This window comes from Candidatus Nanosynbacter lyticus (assembly GCF_030253515.1).
GTDB classification, from domain to species: Bacteria; Patescibacteriota; Saccharimonadia; order Saccharimonadales; family Saccharimonadaceae; genus Nanosynbacter; species Nanosynbacter lyticus_A.
The window spans coordinates 751,528-770,792 of sequence record NZ_CP124549.1 but is presented as its reverse complement, the minus strand read 5'-3'; the positions used below and the strand labels follow the sequence as shown (position 1 = coordinate 770,792).

17 protein-coding genes are annotated in these 19,265 nt (G+C 50.9%); 10 read left to right on the top strand and 7 right to left on the bottom strand.

Annotated elements, in window-relative coordinates:
* Positions 1-3,135, top strand: coding sequence for a type I restriction endonuclease subunit R (locus NLML1_RS04180; RefSeq protein ID WP_285441525.1), 3,135 nt, complete (start codon positions 1-3; stop codon positions 3,133-3,135).
* Position 3,136: 1 nt separating this feature from the next.
* On the opposite strand, the gene NLML1_RS04175 is transcribed toward NLML1_RS04180, so the two are convergent.
* Entirely contained in the window at positions 3,137-3,733 is a 597-nt protein-coding gene (locus NLML1_RS04175; RefSeq protein ID WP_285441524.1) for a helix-turn-helix domain-containing protein, read from the bottom strand.
* A 157-nt stretch (positions 3,734-3,890) separates the two neighbouring features.
* Here NLML1_RS04175 and NLML1_RS04170 point away from each other — a divergent pair, with 157 nt between their 5' ends.
* The gene (locus NLML1_RS04170) at positions 3,891-4,115 is read left to right on the top strand and encodes a DUF167 domain-containing protein (protein ID WP_285441523.1); all 225 of its coding nucleotides are present in this window, start codon (positions 3,891-3,893) and stop codon (positions 4,113-4,115) included.
* A 42-nt stretch (positions 4,116-4,157) separates the two neighbouring features.
* Here the strand turns inward: NLML1_RS04170 and NLML1_RS04165 are convergent, their stop codons facing one another.
* From NLML1_RS04165 to NLML1_RS04155, 3 genes are read right to left on the bottom strand one after another with little or no spacing between them, the layout of a single operon-like run.
* A complete protein-coding gene (locus tag NLML1_RS04165) occupies positions 4,158-5,672 on the bottom strand; it encodes a polysaccharide deacetylase family protein (RefSeq protein WP_285441522.1) in 1,515 nt (504 codons plus the stop codon).
* Entirely contained in the window at positions 5,672-6,388 is a 717-nt protein-coding gene (locus tag NLML1_RS04160; RefSeq protein WP_285441521.1) for a DsbA family protein, read from the bottom strand. Before NLML1_RS04160 ends, NLML1_RS04165 begins: the two co-directional genes overlap by 1 nt.
* Positions 6,385-6,993: a hypothetical protein gene (locus NLML1_RS04155; RefSeq protein ID WP_285441520.1), complete on the bottom strand. Its 609-nt coding sequence runs from the start codon at positions 6,991-6,993 to the stop codon at positions 6,385-6,387. Before NLML1_RS04155 ends, NLML1_RS04160 begins: the two co-directional genes overlap by 4 nt.
* A 201-nt stretch (positions 6,994-7,194) precedes the next feature.
* On the opposite strand from NLML1_RS04155, the gene NLML1_RS04150 reads away from it, so the two are divergent.
* The 3 genes from NLML1_RS04150 to NLML1_RS04140 are packed head-to-tail and all read left to right on the top strand — an operon-like array spanning position 7,195 to position 10,668.
* Positions 7,195-7,737 (top strand): PadR family transcriptional regulator, encoded by a 543-nt coding sequence (locus NLML1_RS04150; RefSeq protein WP_285441519.1) that lies wholly within the window; start codon positions 7,195-7,197, stop codon positions 7,735-7,737.
* On the top strand, positions 7,718-8,446 hold the full coding sequence (locus NLML1_RS04145; protein WP_171278032.1) for an ABC transporter ATP-binding protein: 729 nt from the start codon (positions 7,718-7,720) through the stop codon (positions 8,444-8,446). Before NLML1_RS04150 ends, NLML1_RS04145 begins: the two co-directional genes overlap by 20 nt.
* A complete protein-coding gene (locus NLML1_RS04140) occupies positions 8,443-10,668 on the top strand; it encodes an FtsX-like permease family protein (protein ID WP_285441518.1) in 2,226 nt (741 codons plus the stop codon). Before NLML1_RS04145 ends, NLML1_RS04140 begins: the two co-directional genes overlap by 4 nt.
* 144 nt (positions 10,669-10,812) lie before the next feature.
* Here NLML1_RS04140 and NLML1_RS04135 read toward each other — a convergent pair whose 3' ends face one another.
* Positions 10,813-12,948: an ATP-dependent Clp protease ATP-binding subunit gene (locus NLML1_RS04135; RefSeq protein ID WP_285441517.1), complete on the bottom strand. Its 2,136-nt coding sequence runs from the start codon at positions 12,946-12,948 to the stop codon at positions 10,813-10,815.
* A 165-nt stretch (positions 12,949-13,113) separates the two neighbouring features.
* Between NLML1_RS04135 and NLML1_RS04130 the strand changes: the two genes are divergently transcribed.
* Positions 13,114-13,596, top strand: a complete 483-nt coding sequence (locus NLML1_RS04130; protein WP_162323712.1) for an ASCH domain-containing protein — start codon at positions 13,114-13,116, stop codon at positions 13,594-13,596.
* Here the strand turns inward: NLML1_RS04130 and NLML1_RS04125 are convergent.
* Positions 13,535-14,308, bottom strand: a complete 774-nt coding sequence (locus tag NLML1_RS04125; RefSeq protein WP_285441516.1) for a hypothetical protein — start codon at positions 14,306-14,308, stop codon at positions 13,535-13,537. The genes NLML1_RS04130 and NLML1_RS04125 overlap by 62 nt on opposite strands.
* A 17-nt stretch (positions 14,309-14,325) precedes the next feature.
* Between NLML1_RS04125 and galE the strand changes: the two genes are divergently transcribed.
* Positions 14,326-15,339: a UDP-glucose 4-epimerase GalE gene (gene galE / locus NLML1_RS04120; RefSeq protein WP_285441515.1), complete on the top strand. Its 1,014-nt coding sequence runs from the start codon at positions 14,326-14,328 to the stop codon at positions 15,337-15,339.
* Positions 15,340-15,407: 68 nt separating this feature from the next.
* Here galE and NLML1_RS04115 read toward each other — a convergent pair whose 3' ends face one another.
* Positions 15,408-16,928 carry an LTA synthase family protein gene (locus NLML1_RS04115; protein ID WP_285441514.1) on the bottom strand — a complete coding sequence of 507 codons (1,521 nt, stop codon included), beginning with the start codon at positions 16,926-16,928 and terminating at the stop codon, positions 15,408-15,410.
* 84 nt (positions 16,929-17,012) lie between these two features.
* Between NLML1_RS04115 and NLML1_RS04110 the strand changes: the two genes are divergently transcribed.
* The 3 genes from NLML1_RS04110 to NLML1_RS04100 are packed head-to-tail and all read left to right on the top strand — an operon-like array spanning position 17,013 to position 19,262.
* The gene (locus NLML1_RS04110) at positions 17,013-17,837 is read left to right on the top strand and encodes a basic amino acid ABC transporter substrate-binding protein (protein ID WP_285441513.1); all 825 of its coding nucleotides are present in this window, start codon (positions 17,013-17,015) and stop codon (positions 17,835-17,837) included.
* Positions 17,834-18,496, top strand: coding sequence for an amino acid ABC transporter permease (locus NLML1_RS04105; protein WP_285441512.1), 663 nt, complete (start codon positions 17,834-17,836; stop codon positions 18,494-18,496). Before NLML1_RS04110 ends, NLML1_RS04105 begins: the two co-directional genes overlap by 4 nt.
* On the top strand, positions 18,483-19,262 hold the full coding sequence (locus NLML1_RS04100) for an amino acid ABC transporter ATP-binding protein (RefSeq protein ID WP_285441511.1): 780 nt from the start codon (positions 18,483-18,485) through the stop codon (positions 19,260-19,262). The genes NLML1_RS04105 and NLML1_RS04100 overlap by 14 nt, the downstream gene beginning before the upstream one ends.
* The last annotated feature ends 3 nt before the right edge of the window (positions 19,263-19,265 follow it).

Sequence of the window (19,265 nt, the reverse complement as noted above, 5' to 3'; positions counted from 1 at the left end):
ATGACTGAATCCCAAATCGAACAATACGCGCTTGATATCCTGGCTGATCTCGGCTGGCAGATTCTGCATGGACCGGACATTGGTCCTGATGGTGCTGTGGCTGAGCGTGAGCTGCGGCAGGTGGTGTTGCTGGAGCGGCTGCGAAGTGCTTTGGCGCGGCTCAATCCGCACATTCCAGAACCGGCCTTGAATGAAGCGATGCGGCGTTTGACGCAGATTAGTAAACCAAGCTTGATCGAGAATAATCACGATTTTCATCAATTGCTGGTAGCAGGCGTGCCGGTGCAATATCGCATGCCAAGTGGCGAAGTGAAACATGATATCGTGCGGGTGGTTGATTTTACCTCGCCAAAAAACAATGATTTTGCGGCGGTCAATCAGCTGACGGTTCTGCAGGGCGACTATAATCGCCGGCCGGATATTGTGCTGTTTGTGAATGGCTTGCCACTGGTGGTGATTGAACTAAAAAATGCGGCCGATACGAAGGCGGATTTGATAGCGGCGTATCAGCAAATCCAGACGTACAAGCGTGAGATTAGTGACCTATTTCGGTTTAATGAGCTGTGTGTCACCAGTGATGGACTAGAGGCAGAAATGGGCACGATCACCAGCCCGCTGGAACGAATGATGCCGTGGAAGACGATTGATGGCGAGAAAGAAGTTGGCAATGTGCCGATGTTGGAGGTGTTGCTGCGCGGTGCGTGTACGCCTGAGCGCTTGCTGGATATAGTGCAGAATTTTATCGTATTTGAGCGAGGTGATGGCGATAAATTAATCAAAAAAGTTGCCGCTTATCATCAATATTGGGTGGTGAATAAGGCACTTGATCGGACGCTGGCAGCTAGTAGTGAACGCGGTGACCAACGGGCTGGCGTGGTTTGGCATACGCAAGGGTCGGGCAAGAGCTTGAGTATGGTGTTTTATACTGGCAAGCTGATGAAGTCGCGCGATTTGCATAACCCAACCATCGTGGTGGTGACGGATCGTAATGATCTTGATGGTCAATTATTCGGTACGTTTAGCGCCTGTCGCGAGCTATTAGGAGAAGATCCGAAACAAGCTGATTCACGCAGTGAACTTAGGAAACTGTTGCAGCGCGAAGCGGGCGGAATTATCTTTACGACAATCCAAAAATTCTCGCCTGAGGATGAGGAGGACAGTCTGCCAGTCCTGACTGATCGACGCAATGTCATCGTGATGGCAGATGAGGCGCATCGTAGCCAATACGGTTTGAAGGCGCATGTTCGAGCCAGTGACGCCCAGCTGGTGTATGGTTATGCCAAGTATATGCGCGACGCTTTGCCGGGTGCGAGTTATATTGGCTTTACGGGTACGCCGATTGAAACGGATGATAAGTCAACGCCGGCGGTGTTTGGCGACTATATCGATATTTATGATGTCGAGCAGGCGGTGAAAGATGGTGCAACGGTGCCGATTTATTACGAGAGTCGGCTGGTTGATTTGAATATGGACGAGGCAACGCGACAGTGGCTGGATAAGGAAGTTGATGATTTGCTGGAGGGCGAAGAATTGAGCCGTCAGGATGCACTGAAGGCCGAGTATGCACAAAAAGAAGCTATCGTCGGTAATAGCGAGCGGCTGAATACTATCGCCTTGGATATCATTGAGCACTTTGAGGCTCGGCAAAGTGTGCTGAGCGGTAAAGGTATGATCGTGACGATGAGTCGCGGTATTGCGGCTGATTTGTATGAAAAAATTGTGGCGTATCGGCCGGATTGGCACAGTAATGATGACGCACGTGGTGTGATAAAGGTGATTATTACCGGTAGTGCCAGCGACCCTGACTATTTGCAGCCGCATATTCGTAATAAACAACGGGTAAAGGCGATCGAAAAGCGTATCAAAGATCCAAATGATCCGCTTGAATTGGTGATTGTGTGCGACATGTGGCTGACGGGATTTGATGTGCCGAATATGCACACCATGTACCTGGATAAACCGTTGAAGGGCCATAATTTGATGCAGGCAATTGCACGAGTCAACCGAGTGTTTCCGGGTAAAACTGGTGGTTTGGTGGTTGACTATCTGGGTGTGGCAGGGGCGCTGCGCGATGCTATCTCTGACTATACGCAAAGCGGTGGGCAGGGCGCACCACAGCTTGATATTACTGAGGCGGTGGCGCAGATGCAGATGCGCTATGAAGTGGTGCGCGATTTATTTGGTAGCTTTGATTATCAGCGATATTTTACCGCACCGACCGACCAACAGCTGCAAATTATTTTGGATGCAGAGGAATATATTTTAGGGTTGGAAGACGGTGCGAAGCGGTTGAAGCAGCACGTTTTGGAACTGAGTAAAGCCTTTGCACTGGTTATGCCGAGACCTGAGGCATTGAAAATTCGCGAGGAAGTGGCGCTGTTTCAGGCGGTGAAAGCTCGGCTGGAGAAAGTGTCCAGCTCGGTGGTGGTGACTGATGCCGAGTATCGCAGTGCGCTGAAACAAATTGTTGATAAAGCAATTGCGCCAGTTGGTGTGGTTGATGTGTTTGAGGCGGCGGGATTAGAAAAGCCGGAACTGTCAATTTTGAGCGATGAGTTCCTGGCAGAAATTCGTAACATGGAGCGCAAGAATTTGGCAGTGGAAGCTCTGCAAAAGCTGCTCGCTGATGAAATTAAACTACGATTTTCGAGAAATTATGCCAAGGATACGAAGTTCTCTGACTTGCTCAATCAAGCCGTGACGCGCTATAGAAACGGGACGATTGAGGCGGCGCAGGTGATCGAAGAGTTGATCAACATTGGACAGAAAATTCGCCAGACTGTCGAGAACGGAACGGTTGATGGTCTAAGCGAGGATGAGATTATATTTTACGATGCGCTGGTTGAAAATGGTAGTGCTCGTGAGGTGCTGGGTGACGCGCAACTTCGTGATATCGCAAAAGTATTGTTAGAGCAGGTGCGTCGTGATGCCACGATTGACTGGGCCGAGCGCAGGAATGTTCAGGCAAAACTGAAAGTTAACGTTAAGAAAACTTTGGCAAAATATGGCTATCCGCCAGATCAACAGGCATTGGCAACTGACATGGTATTAGAACAGGCCAAGCGCTATGGCAATGAGTGGAGTCAAAAACGCGCGGCGTATGACGCTGGCGGCGGAGCGAGCTTGCTCGATTAATTTATGGTTTTACAATAAACCCGCTTCGTCGATAGATAAAATCATCAACAGACAGCTGTTGACGCGGGAACGGTTTGGTTAACTCACGACGTTCAACGTATGTCTTTGTAACTTCGACGATCCATGAGCGACCAGATTTTTCAACCAGATAATAGCGTCTATCGCCTTTAAGTTGTCCAATGGCCTCGCCGGAAAAAGCCACATCAAGCGTTCCAGCTCCTACGAAAAAGTCGATGATTTTTTGCCACCACGTTAGTCGTCGGTAACGATTTAGCGATTCAATGTGGTCGGCGTCGGCAAATTTGTCTGCAACTGCCAGGTCGGATGCTGAATATCCTTTCATATCTGTCGGGTAGGCATCAAGATCAAGTGGTTCGCGTATGGCCGAAGCCAGTCCTGCTCGCGTGTAGTCAAGCAGCTCGTCTACGCTAGTGTTAAATAATTTTGCTAGTGCTTGCATATTGTCTATATCTGGAAAGCCCGCACCTCGTTCCCACTTAGCAACCGCTTGTCGTGTAACGTTGAGTCGATCGGCTAGTTGTTCTTGTGACCAACCAGTTTGTTGACGTAATTGTTTAAGCTTTTTGGCAAAAATCATTTGGCGCCCTTTCGTTTATTTTCTAACAGCATAGCGTAATTTTAGTGTCTTGGCGAGCAACTTTACGTTGCCTATTTGCAATACGTAAGGCTCGGCTTAAGGGGGTATAATAGGTTTAAAGGAAAGGTGATATGACAAAGCCGGTAAGATATTAACCATGAAAATCTCCGTCCACCTCAAGCCCAACTCTCGTCACCGCAAAGAAGTCGTGGTTGGTGATGATGGTTCGCTGACTATTTACACTAAGGCTCCAGCCATTGAAGGGCGAGCGAACGCGGCGGCGGTGAAGCTGCTGGCAAAGCATTTTAGCGTGGCGTCGTCAAAGGTAAAATTGATGCGCGGCGCGGCTTCGAAATATAAGGTGTTTGAGATAGATAAATAGAATAGTCGCCGCAATGAGTAGCCGCAACATCCAGCTACGATTCTACGGATATCCAGCCCCTGGCGCCATATTGCCGAGTAGTCCCTGCACGGTCACAAACGAATACCCCTGCTGCTTCAGTGAGCTGAGGATACACGGCACGGCATTAACGGAGGTTTGGTGAATGTCGTGCATCAAGATGATGGCTCCGGGGCGAGCGCCAGCGACGGCGCGCGAGCAGACAATGTCGCTGTTGCGGTCAGCCCAGTCACGGGTGTCGACCGACCACAAGATTGATGACATACCGCGTGCACGAATCTGTTCCAGGACAATGCCATTGACGGCGCCATAAGGCGGGCGCAAGATGCTCGGCTTGACGCCAGTGGCTTGTCTGATGGCCTCGTTGGTACGGTCAATTTCGCCGGCAATTTGGTCAATCGGCAGCTTTGGTAGCTCTGGGTGCGACCACGAATGATTACCCAGTTGATGGCCGTGCGCATGCATGCGCCGCAATACGTCGGCTTGCGCGGAAACTTTGCTGCCGATCAAGAAAAATGTCGCTTTAGCGCCATGCTGATCCAAAATATCCAATAGCTGCGCGGTGTACGGGCCTGGACCATCATCGAATGTCAGGGCAATCACTTTACCTCCAGAATTCGCGGCTGTCGGTGCGGCAGGCGCTGGCTTTGGCTCGGGCGGCTTGGGGATGTTAGCCAGCTTCCGGGCTGTCGGATTTTGCAGATATTTGGCAACGGCGGCGATCGGCACTTTGATCGTCATTTCGCCGTAGGCTGACGGTAAGAGCGACGCCTGTCCAATTGGCCAAGCCAAGGTGTTACCATCATCAGTGATGGTAAAGTTCGATAACGCCTTCTTGGTGATCATCTCATCAAGATTCGCTTCTGGTTGCTGGCGCTGCTTGATGGTTTGCGCGACGTCGTGCCGGGCAGCTGTCACGATTGCCTTGATGGCTTCCTCCGATTTCTCGGTCAAATTATCCAAGCCAATCACCTCGCCAGACTTCTTGTCAAACGTCCAAAAATGCGTCAGCGACACCGGATGCGCGCCGTGCATATCTTGTTTAATATTGACAATGATCGACAGAGCGGTCGAATTATTATGCGTAACTTGATAACTAATCGTCTCTGTCATTGGTCGGTCGAATGTCGGAGCGTTAGTGGCGGTGTGGCGGAAATCACCGTCAGCACGGTCGATTACTCGGGCGATGAGTTTGTTGATTTTGGAATTGCTGGTGATTGGATATTCAATTGAGACCTTTTCGCGTTTGGTGTCGCGCGTTACGAACTTGGAGCGGATGCCAGCATAGCGTGAATCGGTGAAATAGTACTTTTCATCTTCCAGAACGGTTGGGCGCTGGACGGGTGGTTGTATGGATTGGAGATAAAATAACGCCGCCATGGCGACTACCGCCAGCAAGAGTAGGATGGCGAATAAAACACTGCTCAGCCTGGATATACTGTAGGATGCCGTGTTGGTTTTTGCCTCACGACGAGGCTGAGTTAACGGTCGTTCTTTTGATGATTTTTGAGATTTCGTTTGCGTTTTTTTGGCAGACATTAGTTCACTCCACCAGCTTTCAAAATCGCCTTCAGCCCATTTTCACCACCAGCAAATCCACTGGCGACATAATCATTAATCACCATGTATGGCAGACCACTCACGCCAAGCGACAGAGCTTTTTGGGTGCTGTCATCAATCTCTTTTTGGTGAGGTTTTTTGGTCATACAATCAGTAAATGTTGCCTCATCCATGCCAATATTTTTAGCAGAAGCCAGGAAGTAGCCTAACGGCAGTGGTGGAATTTTTTGCGGTACGGCAACGTTTTTCACACCAATTCCTTTGTCAAAATAATCACGTTTGATGCGTGGCACGATGTCGTGTGTATATTGCCAATATTTGTCTTGGTCAGCGGCGCAAAAAGCAGCGTGAGCGCCAGTTTCTGTGTTGTCGGTAACTTCTTTGAGCAGCGTCACCACGCGGTGTTCGTAGCGAACTTTGCCTGATTTGAGATACTCATTTTTGAAGAAATCAGCGTTGGTGGCCGCTTCAACTTCGGCACAGAATGAGCAGAAATAATCAGTATAGTCAACGAATACGTGCTTGGCCTCAGTAGAGCCTTGCGACATCTTTTCGTTCCACGGCTTGCCGTCACCAATGTGGCGATTTGGCGGGCGATTGACAATACCATAAATAAATAGTGCTACAATTCCCGTGATCATAATCCCCAAGATGACCCAAATGAGTGCTATGCCGGCTGTTTTTTGTCGATTCATATGTCCCCCTGTTTTGCTAATTCGGTATACATAAAGGCGATTTGTCCAGACTTGTAGAGTGAAAAGAGGCTTAATAGCAGGGCTAGGATCAGCACGAGGGTGCTGGCGACAGTGGCGGCAGTGGCTGCGGCGGCGCCTGAGAAGAGAACGGCAACGAGCGGCAGAATGAGTGATGTGCCACAGGGCACGCAACCCAAACCGATAGCAGCAGCCACAGAGGCCAAGCCGCTAAGCCCGACTTGTCGAGTGACAGACTGTTCACTACGCTTATTTTTCTTGGCAGTGAAAATGACGACGGTAATTGACAGTCCTTGGAGGAGTGACAGCACAAGGAGCAACGCGCCGTTTAGCGAGCTGAAGCCCTGTTTGAATATATCAATAAACATGGTTCCCAAAAGGGCGGCCTTGTCCAGTATTGGCAGTCGTGACATCATCAGCGGGCCATAAAAATTGGTGTTGATGGCAAAGAAAATAATGAGTGCAAAGAGCAAAGATAAGGCAAGTGCCAGTAGTGCGTACTGTGGTAAACTGAGTATTTTACCAATTCCTAACACAGCTGATTTGATAGATCGCTGATTATTATACACTCGGCAAAATTGAACCATGCATCCATTATACGTCAAAATTGCATAATAGTATGCATTCTGGTGAAGTCTACCCGCGTTCGGGCGGTGGTCTACGGAATGAGGTATCTGTGATGGGGTGGATAATATGGCAAGAGAACGAATAGTTAGCTGTCAGCATAAACTATACACTGAGTGAATAAAACTATTGCAATAACTAAATATCGGGTGTATAGTAAGAGTATGAACGTTCAATATACCCTGTTAGGTTTTTTGGCAGAAGAGTCAAATTACGGCTATGAGTTAAAGAAAAAATATGACGGCTATTTTGGTAAGGATAAACCAATTTTAGCTGGTCAGATATATTCAACGTTGGCACGACTTAAGCGCGACAATAAGGTCAAGGAGATTGCTGATACCGGCGAATCGGGCGGACCAGACAGGGTTCGGTATGAAATTACTGATGAAGGTAAGCAAGAGTTGCAAGCCTGGCTGGAATCGCCAGAAGCGCCGTCGCCACAACTACAAGCGACGATGTATGTCAAAGCAGTGCTGGCTATTCTGAAGGATGGCGATGCGTCACCGTATTTGGACAACCAACGACAGGCGCATGTCCAGCGGATGCGCGAGCTGACAGTGCAGCGACGTGATAGCAACTTGTCAGACATGCTGCTGATCGACCACGCGCTGTATCATTTGGAGGCGGATTTACGCTGGATTGAATTAACTATTTCGCGGTTAACGCGGCTAAAGGAGGAAATTTTGCATGAGCAAACCAATAATTAGCGCTAAAAATATTACAAAGTCGTTCGGGCAAACGCAGGCGCTGCGCGGTGTTAGCTTGGATGTCGAGGCGGGCGAAGTACTGGCGATTATGGGTCCGTCGGGTTCTGGTAAGTCAACACTGCTACACAGCTTGGCAGCGATTACCAAAGTTGATGGCGGCGAGATCGACTTCGACGGCCAGCGGATTGATAAGATGGGTGACGATAAGCGCAGTCTGCTAAGGCGCACCAGCTTTGGTTTTGTCTTTCAGTTTGGACAGCTAGTGCCGGAGCTAACGGCGCTGGACAATGTAGCGTTGCCATTGCTGCTCAACGGCGTCAAGCGAAACGAGGCCTATCAAAAGGCGAAATCATGGCTGAATAAGGTTGAGTTGGCGAGTAAAGCCGACAGTATGCTTGGCGAGTTGTCGGGCGGACAAATGCAGCGGGTGGCGATCGCCCGGGCCATGGTGATTGAGCCGAAAGTGTTGTTTGCTGATGAGCCAACTGGTTCATTAGATAGCCTGAACTCAGAAAAGGTCATGGAGTTATTCATTAAAACTGCCAAAGAGCACGGCACGACAGTCATTATGGTGACGCACGAGCCGACGATTGCCGCCTACGCTGATCGGGAGATTATCGTCCGTGATGGGCAGATTTCTGGCGCCGAGGCGGCGGTAAATCCAATGCGGGTGAGGCTTAATAAAACTAATGCGAGGATTATCCGATGAGCGTTAGTTGGATGTTATTACAAAAGTCTGGCCGCCAGTCGTTCGCGCGTCTGGGTCTAACCACGGCGGCGGTGGCGCTGGGGATCGTGCTGGTGTGCTGCTTTACGGCTGGTATCAACGGGATAAAGGGGCGCACTAGTGGGCTAGCAATTAATACGGCGGCGTATCAGGCGGCTCGCGGTGCGGCTGAACAAAAACCGATTGAGGGTATTGAACCGCTGAAAATTGGCGGTACCTGGCGTGGTGATGCGTCGAAATGGCGCGGTCAGTCTATCCAGTCTTATTCAATGTACGGCACGGCTAAATCGCCGCAATTTGCCAAGCTAAAAACGCCGCGTCCTGGTGAATACTACTTATCAAAAGCGTTGGCCGATGCGGTTGCTCAGCATCCAGAGGACAATATCTTGGCACGTTTTGGTAAAAATACCAAATACCTTGGCGTAATTCCTAGCGAATATGTTGCCAGCCCGGATGCACTGATGATGGTACGTGGCGCGAGCGCCGAGGAAGTGGCCGAGAGCGATGCTTTTACCAAATCTCAGGGGCAGCCGTCATACTTTGCTGATGTCTATCGGACGGATACCAATGGATTGAAGTCGAACGCTGTATTTGATCCGGTAGCGATCATTGTATTTGGTGTCGGCGGGACGATTTTGCTGTTTCCGATTGTCATTTTCGTGTCAGTGGCGACGCAGCTGGGCGCAGCGCAACGTGAGAAACGCTATGCTGCTTTGCGGCTGATCGGCGCAACTAAGCGGCAGGTGGGACGGGTGTTGATGTTGGAATCGCTACTGGCGTCGGTGGTTGGCGTGATTATCGGGCTGGGCGCGTTTTGGCTGCTGCAAGCGCCTCTGCAGGATTTCAAGATGGACGGCATGCGGTTTAATCCTGGCGATTTGGCGTTAACCGGCATGCAATACGCGCTGATTATTGGTTTGACGCTGGGACTAACGATGTTTGTCAACTGGCGGCGGATGCGCCGGGCGCAGATTTCGCCGCTGGGTGTGTCGCGTTCGGTTGAAAAGGTGAAGAAATTGCGCGCTTGGCGGGCGCTGGTGCCGGCACTTGGTATCGCGTTCTTTGCATGGCTGTCGTCGAAGCCAGGGCGGGATTGGCTGGCGGCTAATAAAGAATCAGCTCTGCCGTCGGTACTATTGATGGCGGCGCTGCTGCTGGTGATGTTCGGCTTGATTCTGGCTGGCGGCTGGCTAACCAATAAGCTGTCGCTGTTGGCAGCTCGCTGGGCTAGTAACGCTTCAATGCTGATCGCTGGTAAGCGTACGGCGGTGCATTCGCGGACAATTTTCCGCAGCGTCAGCGGCGTGGTATTGGCGCTGTTTGCGGGCAGCTTTTATTTGACGGCGACCAGCGGTATCGAAGGCTTAAACGCTCAAGCTATCAAAGATAACGGCTTTTCGCAGCTAAAGCGCGGCACGGCAATTGTCATCGGCCGGTCGCTGCCAGGCGATATGGCGGAGCAGCTGCAGCAAAAATCGTACATCACGTCGGTGGCGACGATCTATCCGCGTGAGGATGGCGATGCAATTCGCTGCCAGGATTTGGCGAAGTATACCGAGCACGCTTGCCCGAATAATGCCCGGCCCGACCAATTCGCGCTGTTGAATTTTGATGCGCCAGTAGTCAAAAACGTGTCGCTAGTTAACGATAAGGTCGATACGAACGGCGCCAAAGAATATTTGGTGACATTGAAGTCAGACAATGACATCGAGAAATTGCGCACCTTGGTGACGGCGAAAGCTAGTCAGTACGATTTGACCTATGCGGTGAGCGGCACTGACTCTAAAAAGCCGCACATCAATCCGACGATTCGCGAGTTTGCCGACTTAGCCTATGTCGGTATCGGCGTGACGCTGTTCGTGGCGGTGGCAAGCTTGATCGTCTCGACGATTGGCGGGCTGATGGAACGTCGCCGCTCGCTATACACCTTGCGGCTCGGCGGTATGCGTCTCGCCCAGCTGAAGCGGTTGGTGATGGTTGAGTCGGCGGCGCCGCTGCTGATCACCTCGATTCTGTCGTGTAGCCTTGGCGTATGGACGGGGGCGGTGTTTACTAGCACATTCTCGACGACGCTGAAGCCGGTGTTAACACCAACGTACTTTGCCATCGTTGGTATCGGTCTGGCGGCGGCCATCATCGGTATTTACCTGATTCTGCCGATGGTTGATAAGCTGACGCGGGCAGAGGCTAATCAAACCGAGTAGCGTGTCTGTCTCAGCCCGAGAGCGATCTAACGAAAAGTGTTCCAGTTGATGGCTGGGGCACTTTTCATGTTATGAGCACAACCTTGAATGGCCTAAACCATACGGAAGCAGGTATCCGTGATTTATAAGAATGAAGGAATTATATTATTGAAACGTCACGCGGTCGTTGACGACACTGACCGTCACCGCCATGCCATCATGAATTCGCCCGTCAATTAGCTCTAGCGCCAGCGGATCAAGCACCCGTTTTTGTACCAAGCGTTTCAGCGGCCGAGCGCCAAAGGCCGGGTCGTAACCGTCGCGCGACAGCATGTCGCGGACGCTATCGTCAAACTCCAGCGTGATGTCGCGGCTGTCTTTGACTTGGCGAGCGACTTTGGTCAAATGAACATCGACAATTGCCCGCATCGCTTCTGGTCGAATGCGGTCAAAAATCACAATGTCATCAATTCTGTTGAGGAATTCCGGACGGAAGTGCTGCCTGAGCACCTCAAGCATTTGATTATCCAGTGCCGACAAATCGTCGCCAGAAAAGTCCATAATTGCTTGCGAGCCGACATTACTGGTCATGATGATGACCGTGTTCGAAAAATCGACTGTTCGCCCCTGGCCATCGGTCAGGCGGCCATCATCCAGCACCTGGAGGAGTACGTTAAAGACGTCGGCATGAGCCTTCTCGATTTCATCAAACAATACCACGCTGTAGGGGCGGCGGCGGACCGCTTCGGTGAGTTGGCCGCCTTGGTCATAGCCAACATAACCTGGCGGCGAGCCAATCAGGCGGGCCACGGAGTGGCGCTCCATGTACTCGCTCATATCGATGCGGATCATGGCGTGTTCGTCGTCAAATAATTCGCGGCACAGGCTGCGGGCTACCTCTGTTTTACCCACACCGGTGGGGCCGAGGAAGAGGAAGGAGCCGATTGGCCGGTTGGTATCACTGAGGCCGGCGCGCGAGCGGCGAATGGCGCTGGCCACGGCGGCGATGGCTTTGTCTTGACCAATCACTTGCGTGCTAATATGCTCCTCTAGTTTAGTCAATTTGCTGGATTCGGTCTCAATCAGCCGCTCCACCGGAATGCCCGTCCAGCGCGCCACCACGCTGGCGATGTCATCAGGTGTGACTTCTTCGCGCAGCAAGCGGTCAGCCGGCGGAATAGCCGCCAGTTCTTGGCGAGCGGCAGCCAGCTTTTTCTCCAACTCTGGTAGGTCGCCGTATTTGATGCGGCTGGCGGTGGCGAGATCCGCGTCGCGTTCGGCGATTTCCAGTTGTGAGCGCAGACTATCCATTTTTTCAGTAGCGGTATTGACGGTCTGGAGAATGTCTTTTTCGTGCTGCCATTTACTGTCAATCACCTCGGCTTGAGCCCGAAGGTCGGTGATTTGCTGATTGATTTCTTCTTTGCGGATCTTGGCGTGGTCAGATTTGTCTTTTTTCAGCGCGGCTTCTTCAATTTCCAGCTGCAAGCGGCGGTTATTCAGCCGATCGAGAGCAATCGGCACACTCTCCAGCTGCATCTTCAGGGCGCTGGTCGCTTCATCCAGGAGGTCAACGGCCTTATCAGGTAAAAAGCGATCAGGTAGATAGCGGGTGGACAGCCGCGCCGCCGCCACGATGGCATCGTCAGAAATTTTGACGCCGTGATGGACTTCGTACTTTTCCTTCAGTCCGCGCAAAATCGCCACCGTGTCATCAAAACTCGGCTCGCCGACATAGACTGGTTGAAAGCGCCGCTCTAGGGCTGCGTCTTTTTCGACATGCTGGCGATATTCCGCCAACGTCGTCGCACCAATCATATGGAGTTTACCGCGCGCCAGGGCGGGTTTGAGCATATTGCCGGCGTCCATGCTACCTTCGGTTTTGCCGGCACCGACCATGGTGTGAATTTCATCAACGAACAAAATAATTTCGCCGGCGGCTTCTTCAACTTCTTTCAAAATTGCTTTGAGGCGCTCTTCAAATTGGCCGCGAAAACTAGCGCCGGCTAACAAGCTAGAAATTTCCAAGGAAATCAGTCGCTTGTCCTTGAGTGACGCCGGTACGTCGCCTTTGACAATGCGCTGCGCGAGGGCCTCGACGATAGCGGTTTTACCGACGCCCGGCTCGCCGATCAGCACCGGGTTATTCTTGGTGCGCCGGCTGAGGATTTGCATAGTGCGGCGAATTTCCTCATCGCGCCCGATGACCGGGTCGAGCTTGCCTTCGCGTGCTAGCGCCGTGATATCGGTGCCGAATTTCTCCAGCGGCTGCTGTAATTCTTCTTGCATAGTTGGTGGCATAGGTCCTCCTTTGATTTTTTGGGCTTTTCTAAGTCCGTATTTATGTGCGCCGCGGCGAGAGACAGAGCGGGGATAATTGATATGATTATCATAGCAAATTAGCACTCTCAGTGCAAGAGTGCTAACTTAGTTTACTGATTGCTGAACTTGTCCTATACTGTCGGTATGAGTCGTTATATTTTGATGTCGATTCAAACCCGTTATGCCGAGAAAATTTTTCGTGGTGAGAAGCGATGGGAATTTCGTAAATCCTTGCCGCGCCACAGCAAAGATGATGAGCTAACCGTAGTCGTTTATTCGTCGGGGGGTGACCGGGCGGTTATCGGCGAATTTCGGGTTGGACGTGTCATGCGCTGCCCACTGGATGAGTTGATGCGGCTCACTGGGTATGATACGGATGAGCAAGCCGTGCAGTGGTTTTCGCGCTATTATGCGGGGCGGAAACAGTGTGGCGCGTTAGAGATACTGGCGTCGGTGCGCTACGACCAGCCAATTTCTTTATCACAGTTACGTCAGGTTCTGCCAGCATTTCGTCCGCCGCAAAACTTCAGGTATATTTGGCCTGATAGCGACCTAGCAGCACAGCTTAGTGAAATGAGCGCGATATGCCCAGATATTCTTTCCAAACTTTCAAAACCTCGTCACTAAATTCCGGCAAGAGCTGCTTCTCACTAATCAATTCTTTTATAAACTCATAATATTTTTGCTCTTTAGCGTGAATATCGCCAGAAAAGAACAGACCTAAGATTTCATCGTTATGTTTCTTGTCTAATTCCTTATATTTATCTGTCGATAACCGACCTGTTATTTGCGACTGGGCTAACTGCTCGATAAACCCGCGGTAGCATTTATATGCCGACCAATGTTCCTGGCGATACTGATACTTAACATAGCGCAACGAGCCCATTAACACATCCAGATAATTGTGCTGCTCATCTGATTCTGTCCATATTTTGCCGGATTCTTTGGCGGGCTGGTCTGTGTGGTTGTTTTGGAAAATTAATGTTGAATTTGGAAATAATTTAGTTTTATCAGGTAATAAAAAGCCGATGTCAATTTTATGAAACAAGCTCATGCCGCTTAGGAAAAATGAACGGGCAACTTCGTGATCACTCTGAGAAATAGTGTAGGCTGCAATGATGCCAAATTGGTCGTTAAGGATTTTGCGCGTATATGCCTCGGCAACTACTGGATAATCGGTTATGGCTGTAAGGTCAATGTCGGAAAATTGGTCATCATCAAATACAGCTCGCGAACCGAAAACATACAGCTCGTTAATGTATGGATTATGGTTCAGTGCTGCGAGTAGGTCTGGCGGGATGGTTACAGTGTGCATCTGATATAATAATACTAGAATCATAGCGAAAGGGGTACTTCATGAACATTCTCGTTACTGGCGGTGCTGGCTATATCGGCAGCCACACTATCATTGAACTGCTGGCGTCGGGTCACGGCGTAGTGGTGGTTGATAACTTATCAAATTCATCCGCCGAGAGTTTGCGGCGGGTTGAGGAGATTACCGGCCAGTCGGTGCCGTTTTATGAGTTTGACTTACGTGATCGGACGCGGCTGGCGGAGTTATTTAAGTCTGAGGCAATTGACGCAGCGATTCATTTTGCGGGCTTGAAAGCTGTCGGCGAGTCGGTGGAAAAGGCGCTGCTCTATTATCAGAACAATTTGGAGAGCACCTTGACGCTGCTGGATGTCATGCAGGAATTTGATGTGAAAAAGCTGGTCTTTTCTAGCTCGGCAACAGTGTACGGCGACCCGGCGCGGCTGCCGATTACCGAGGATATGCCGCTGTCGGCGACTAATCCGTACGGCCAAACCAAGCTGATGATCGAGCACATCCTCCGCGATGTGGCGGCAACCAGGCAGGGCTGGCAATTCACTTCACTGCGTTATTTCAATCCCGTTGGCGCCCATCCGAGCGGCCGCATTGGCGAAGATCCGTCGGGCATTCCGAATAATTTGCTGCCATTCGTATCGCAAGTGGCGGTCGGTAAGCGCGACCATTTGAGTGTGTTTGGCGATGATTATGACACGCCGGATGGCACGGGTGTGCGCGATTATATTCACGTGGTTGATCTAGCGCGGGCGCACGTGGCAGCGTTGGAACATTTGGGCGATCCGGATGAATATAAAGTGTATAACATCGGTACTGGCCGCGGTACGTCGGTGTTGGAGTTGGTGAAAGCGTTTGAAAAAGCGTCGGGCCAGGACGTTCCGTATCAAATCACGCCGCGCCGGCCTGGCGACATCGCCGCGTGCTATGCTGATCCGGGATTGGCAGAGGCAGAACTGGGCTGGCGGGCAGAATTGACGATTGAGGACGCTTGCCGCGATGCCTGGAATTGGCAGAGCGATAATCCGAACGGCTACGGCGCATAAAGGTGCTTGAATACGTATCTCAATCCGACGGGGCAACTCGTCGGATTTTTATATGGGCGAGACATGTATTATGAACTACTCAAGATCCGTCGCTCATAGTAGGTCGAGCGTTTGGCAAGTTCTGCATTGAGCTGGTCAATGCCGCCAAATTCTTCAACCAGCGTTTGACGATTCGAGAATAAATTAGTGCCTAGTCCCATACGGTCGCCATCCACTGTCACGCCCAGCGCCGCTAGGGTCGATGGATACATATCAAAGGTGGCGAATTGGCGGTTGGTGGCGCGAGCTGGCTGAACGGCGGGGTTGATGAAGGCATTATAAATGGTTCGTTGGTAGGGAGCGCCCGCAATCTTTTCTTCGTAATAGGGCGTCTGCATACCGAGGTGATCGCCGCTAATGATGATCGTAGTGTTGGCGTAAAATGGCTGTTGCTTAACCCAGTCAACGAAGGTGGCAATTTGTTTGGAAGCGCAGGAGTGGACGTTATCATACTTTGCTTCAAACTGCTGTTTGCAGATATCTTTGTCCATCCAGCCATCGGTGAAGTGCGTGTCAACGGTCAGCATTTGCAGGTTAAATGGCTTGTCGGACTTGCTGAGACGAGTGGCCTCGTCGCGGGCAAATTGAAAGAGCTTTTTGTCTTCGTAGCCCCACCATACCTTGTAATCCTGTGGGACTAAACCATGTTTTTGGGCGTAGGTAAGATCAATAATGTGATAATCGCCGTGTTGCTCCAGTAATTTATCGCGGCCGCCGAAGGCTTTGTTTGAGCCCATGAGGAATGATTGGTTGTAGCCAGCCTTTTCAAGCACCTGCCCGAGGGTATAAGCGCCCGGCAAGAATTTATTAAAATCACCCATACCGTTGCGGTCGCGGTCACCGAACACCCCGCCGTCTTTGAGTGGCACGCCAGCGGATTGAGCGGTCATGCCGGCTACCGTCCAGGTGGTGCCGTGTGCAGGCAGGGCGCCGCCGAGGCCTGAGGCTCGGTGTGAAAAAGAGGTATTAGTCAGTGCTAATTTTTCTAACTCCGGAATGACTGATTTGTCGCTCATGCCGCCATTGGCTTTGGCGGCGGGCGTATTTTCCAGCGACTCGACGTAGATATAAATTAAGTTGCGTTTGGTACTAGGAAACATCAATTTGACGCCGCGCGGATCGACATAATGCTGATCATAGATCTTTGACGACTGAGCGAGGGCGATGATATAGGCGGGGATGCTAAAACTTTGAATTAACAGCGCCAGGCTGATCATGAATAGGCCGCCTGCGTAATACGCTTGGTGGCGTAAGCGGAGCGGTTGTTTTTTCCAACGTAGTTTGAGGATGATTGGCAGTAGCAAAATGATGAGCAGCCCAATGACGTAGGGGATATTTTCCCAGACGGCTGAGGTAAAGCTGCTAGACTGCCCACCCGCCAGGCCGTTCTTGAAATAAAATAAAATCTCGTCAATCTTGGCGTCACGAAATTGCACAATTTTATAACGGCTAGCGACAAAGAAAACAGCGCTACATAGTAATAGCAAGACGATAGCCACGCGAATGATAATGCGGTTGTTGGCGCCGCGGCCAGACGGAGAGGTGCTCATAATGATATTATACAACGTTTGTCTGGGTACGTGGGCTGTTTGGGGGCTTATCATTTCTTTTCAAAGCGCGTATACTAAATAAGCATGAACAGAACGAAAGCGCATCATCGGGGGTTTGGTGTTAGTTGGTGGATAGGCCTGGGACTGTTTGTGGCGTTGATTGGCTTTATGGCGTTTGACATTTTGCAGCGCGAAGGCGGGTTTGGCAAGAGTGATGACGTATTGGTGATGGGTACCAATGCCGGGTTCAAGCCGTTTGAGTACAAGCAGGGTAATGAAGTTGTTGGGTTTGATGTTGATTTGGCGAAGGAAATTGCCCGCAGTATGAACAAGAAGCTAAAGATTGAAGACATGTCGTTTGACGGATTGCTGCCAGCATTGGAATCAGGGCAAATTGATATGGCGGTGGCTGGTATGTCGGTGACACCGGAGCGCGCCAAAAATGCGCTGTTTTCCGAGCCGTATTATTCCGCCTCGCAGCGGATCATTGTCAAAAAAGGTAGCCCCATTCGCAATAGGTATCAGCTGACGGGCAAGAAGATTGGTGTGCAGTTGGGTACGACGGGTGATACGCTGGCCAGGAAGATTGTCGGCGCTAAGGTGTCGCAATTTCCAACAGCACCAAGTGTATTGACGGAGTTAAATGCTGGCGGTGTCGAGGCAGTGATTTTGGATGATGCGCCGGCTGCCCAGTACACGACTGGTTTTCCAGACCTGGAGATTTTGCCAGGTGAATTATCAATCGAGCATTATGCAATTGCCATCAAAAATAATAACCATGACTTGCTAAAAAAAGTTAACCGAGTGTTGGCGGAGATGAAAAAAGACGGTCGGTACGACAATCTCGTCCGCAAACATTTTGGGCCGAGGGCACTTGAGTCGATGAAGAAAAAGGAGCTTGAATCGTGAATTTCCTGGAAGTGATTTTCGGCGATGGCCGGTGGCTGTATTTGTGGCACGGCCTAGAGGTGACCTTGGTGCTAACAGTTCTATCATTGCTCCTCGGTACAATCATTGGCCTCGTGGTAGCGCTGCTTCGTACCTCGACGATCAAACCGCTCAACTGGATTGGCAAGATTTATGTCGACATCATTCGGGGCACACCGCTTCTGGTCCAGCTGTTAATCATGTATTATGTCGTCTTTGGTTCATACCAGTTTATGCCAAAAATTGTGGTGGCGGCGATTGCCTTTGGTATCAACAGCGGCGCATACATCGGTGAGATTATCCGTGGTGGCATCGAAAGCGTTGACAAGGGGCAAATGGAAGCGGCTCGTTCGCTCGGTTTTAGCCGGTGGCAGGCTATGCGTTTGGTGATTTTGCCACAAGCGCTTAAAAATTCATTGCCAGCGCTGATCAGCGAATTTATCGCTCTGTTGAAAGAGACCTCAGTCGTCGGTTGGATTGGGCTGAATGACATCATGCGTGGCGCTGACAATATTCGGTTTCAAACGGCCACGGCATTTCAGTCATTGTTTGCTGCAGCGGTGATGTACTTGGCGTTGACCGCCATATTTACCCGTGTGATGACCCGAGTGGAGAGGAGACTAAAAGATGGCAGTGAATAAGGTGAATGAAGTGGCGCAACCGAGCATTGAGCACCCAGCAATTATCACGGTGGCTAACCTCAAAAAACAGTTTGGTAGTAACCGCGTGCTCAGGGATATTGATGTTGAAATTTATGAAGGCGAAGTGGTGGTGGTCGTTGGCTCAAGTGGCTCTGGTAAATCAACGTTTTTGCGCTGCTTGAATTTACTGGAGACGCCGACCGGCGGGCGCATTGTCATCGACGGCGTGGAAACGACAGCGCCAAAAGTCGATCTGAACGCTTTGCGCCAAAAAGTTGGCATGGTGTTTCAATCGTTCAATCTGTTCCCAAACTTGAGTGTGCTGGATAACATCAAACTAGCGCCGCGGAAACTGCGCAAACTGTCTGATCGGGCGGCGACGCGCCTGGCAAAGAAATTGCTGGCGGACGTGGGGCTGGCGGACAAAGCCAACGCCTTTCCTTCGCAGCTCTCAGGCGGGCAAAAGCAGCGCGTGGCTATCGCGAGAGCCCTCGCTATGGAGCCGGACATCATGTTGTTTGACGAGCCAACCTCAGCGCTTGATCCAGAGATGATTGGCGAAGTGTTGGACGTGATCCGTGAGGTTGCCGCCAAAGGTATGACCATGGTCATCGTCACGCATGAAATGAAGTTTGCGCGCGAAGTAGCCACCCGGATGATTTTCCTGGACAAGGGCGAGATTATCGAAAATGGTCCGCCGGAGCAGGTGATGGATCATCCGGTGACTGAGCGGGCACGGAAGTTTTTTGGCGTCAAGGATAAATAACAA

Excerpts from the sequence above, each read along its gene's own strand:
- NLML1_RS04100 (WP_285441511.1), top strand. The coding sequence starts at position 18,483 with ATGGCAGTGAATAAGGTGAATGAAGTGGCGCAACCGAGCATTGAGCAC.
- NLML1_RS04145 (WP_171278032.1), top strand. The coding sequence starts at position 7,718 with ATGAGCAAACCAATAATTAGCGCTAAAAATATTACAAAGTCGTTCGGG.
- NLML1_RS04125 (WP_285441516.1), bottom strand. The coding sequence starts at position 14,308 with ATGATTCTAGTATTATTATATCAGATGCACACTGTAACCATCCCGCCA.
- NLML1_RS04115 (WP_285441514.1), bottom strand. The coding sequence starts at position 16,928 with ATGAGCACCTCTCCGTCTGGCCGCGGCGCCAACAACCGCATTATCATT.
- NLML1_RS04150 (WP_285441519.1), top strand. The coding sequence starts at position 7,195 with ATGAACGTTCAATATACCCTGTTAGGTTTTTTGGCAGAAGAGTCAAAT.
- NLML1_RS04140 (WP_285441518.1), top strand. The coding sequence starts at position 8,443 with ATGAGCGTTAGTTGGATGTTATTACAAAAGTCTGGCCGCCAGTCGTTC.
- NLML1_RS04130 (WP_162323712.1), top strand. The coding sequence starts at position 13,114 with ATGAGTCGTTATATTTTGATGTCGATTCAAACCCGTTATGCCGAGAAA.
- NLML1_RS04165 (WP_285441522.1), bottom strand. The coding sequence starts at position 5,672 with ATGTCTGCCAAAAAAACGCAAACGAAATCTCAAAAATCATCAAAAGAA.
- NLML1_RS04175 (WP_285441524.1), bottom strand. The coding sequence starts at position 3,733 with ATGATTTTTGCCAAAAAGCTTAAACAATTACGTCAACAAACTGGTTGG.
- NLML1_RS04110 (WP_285441513.1), top strand. The coding sequence starts at position 17,013 with ATGAACAGAACGAAAGCGCATCATCGGGGGTTTGGTGTTAGTTGGTGG.
- NLML1_RS04155 (WP_285441520.1), bottom strand. The coding sequence starts at position 6,993 with ATGGTTCAATTTTGCCGAGTGTATAATAATCAGCGATCTATCAAATCA.
- NLML1_RS04160 (WP_285441521.1), bottom strand. The coding sequence starts at position 6,388 with ATGAATCGACAAAAAACAGCCGGCATAGCACTCATTTGGGTCATCTTG.
- NLML1_RS04180 (WP_285441525.1), top strand. The coding sequence starts at position 1 with ATGACTGAATCCCAAATCGAACAATACGCGCTTGATATCCTGGCTGAT.
- NLML1_RS04135 (WP_285441517.1), bottom strand. The coding sequence starts at position 12,948 with ATGCCACCAACTATGCAAGAAGAATTACAGCAGCCGCTGGAGAAATTC.
- NLML1_RS04170 (WP_285441523.1), top strand. The coding sequence starts at position 3,891 with ATGAAAATCTCCGTCCACCTCAAGCCCAACTCTCGTCACCGCAAAGAA.
- galE (WP_285441515.1), top strand. The coding sequence starts at position 14,326 with ATGAACATTCTCGTTACTGGCGGTGCTGGCTATATCGGCAGCCACACT.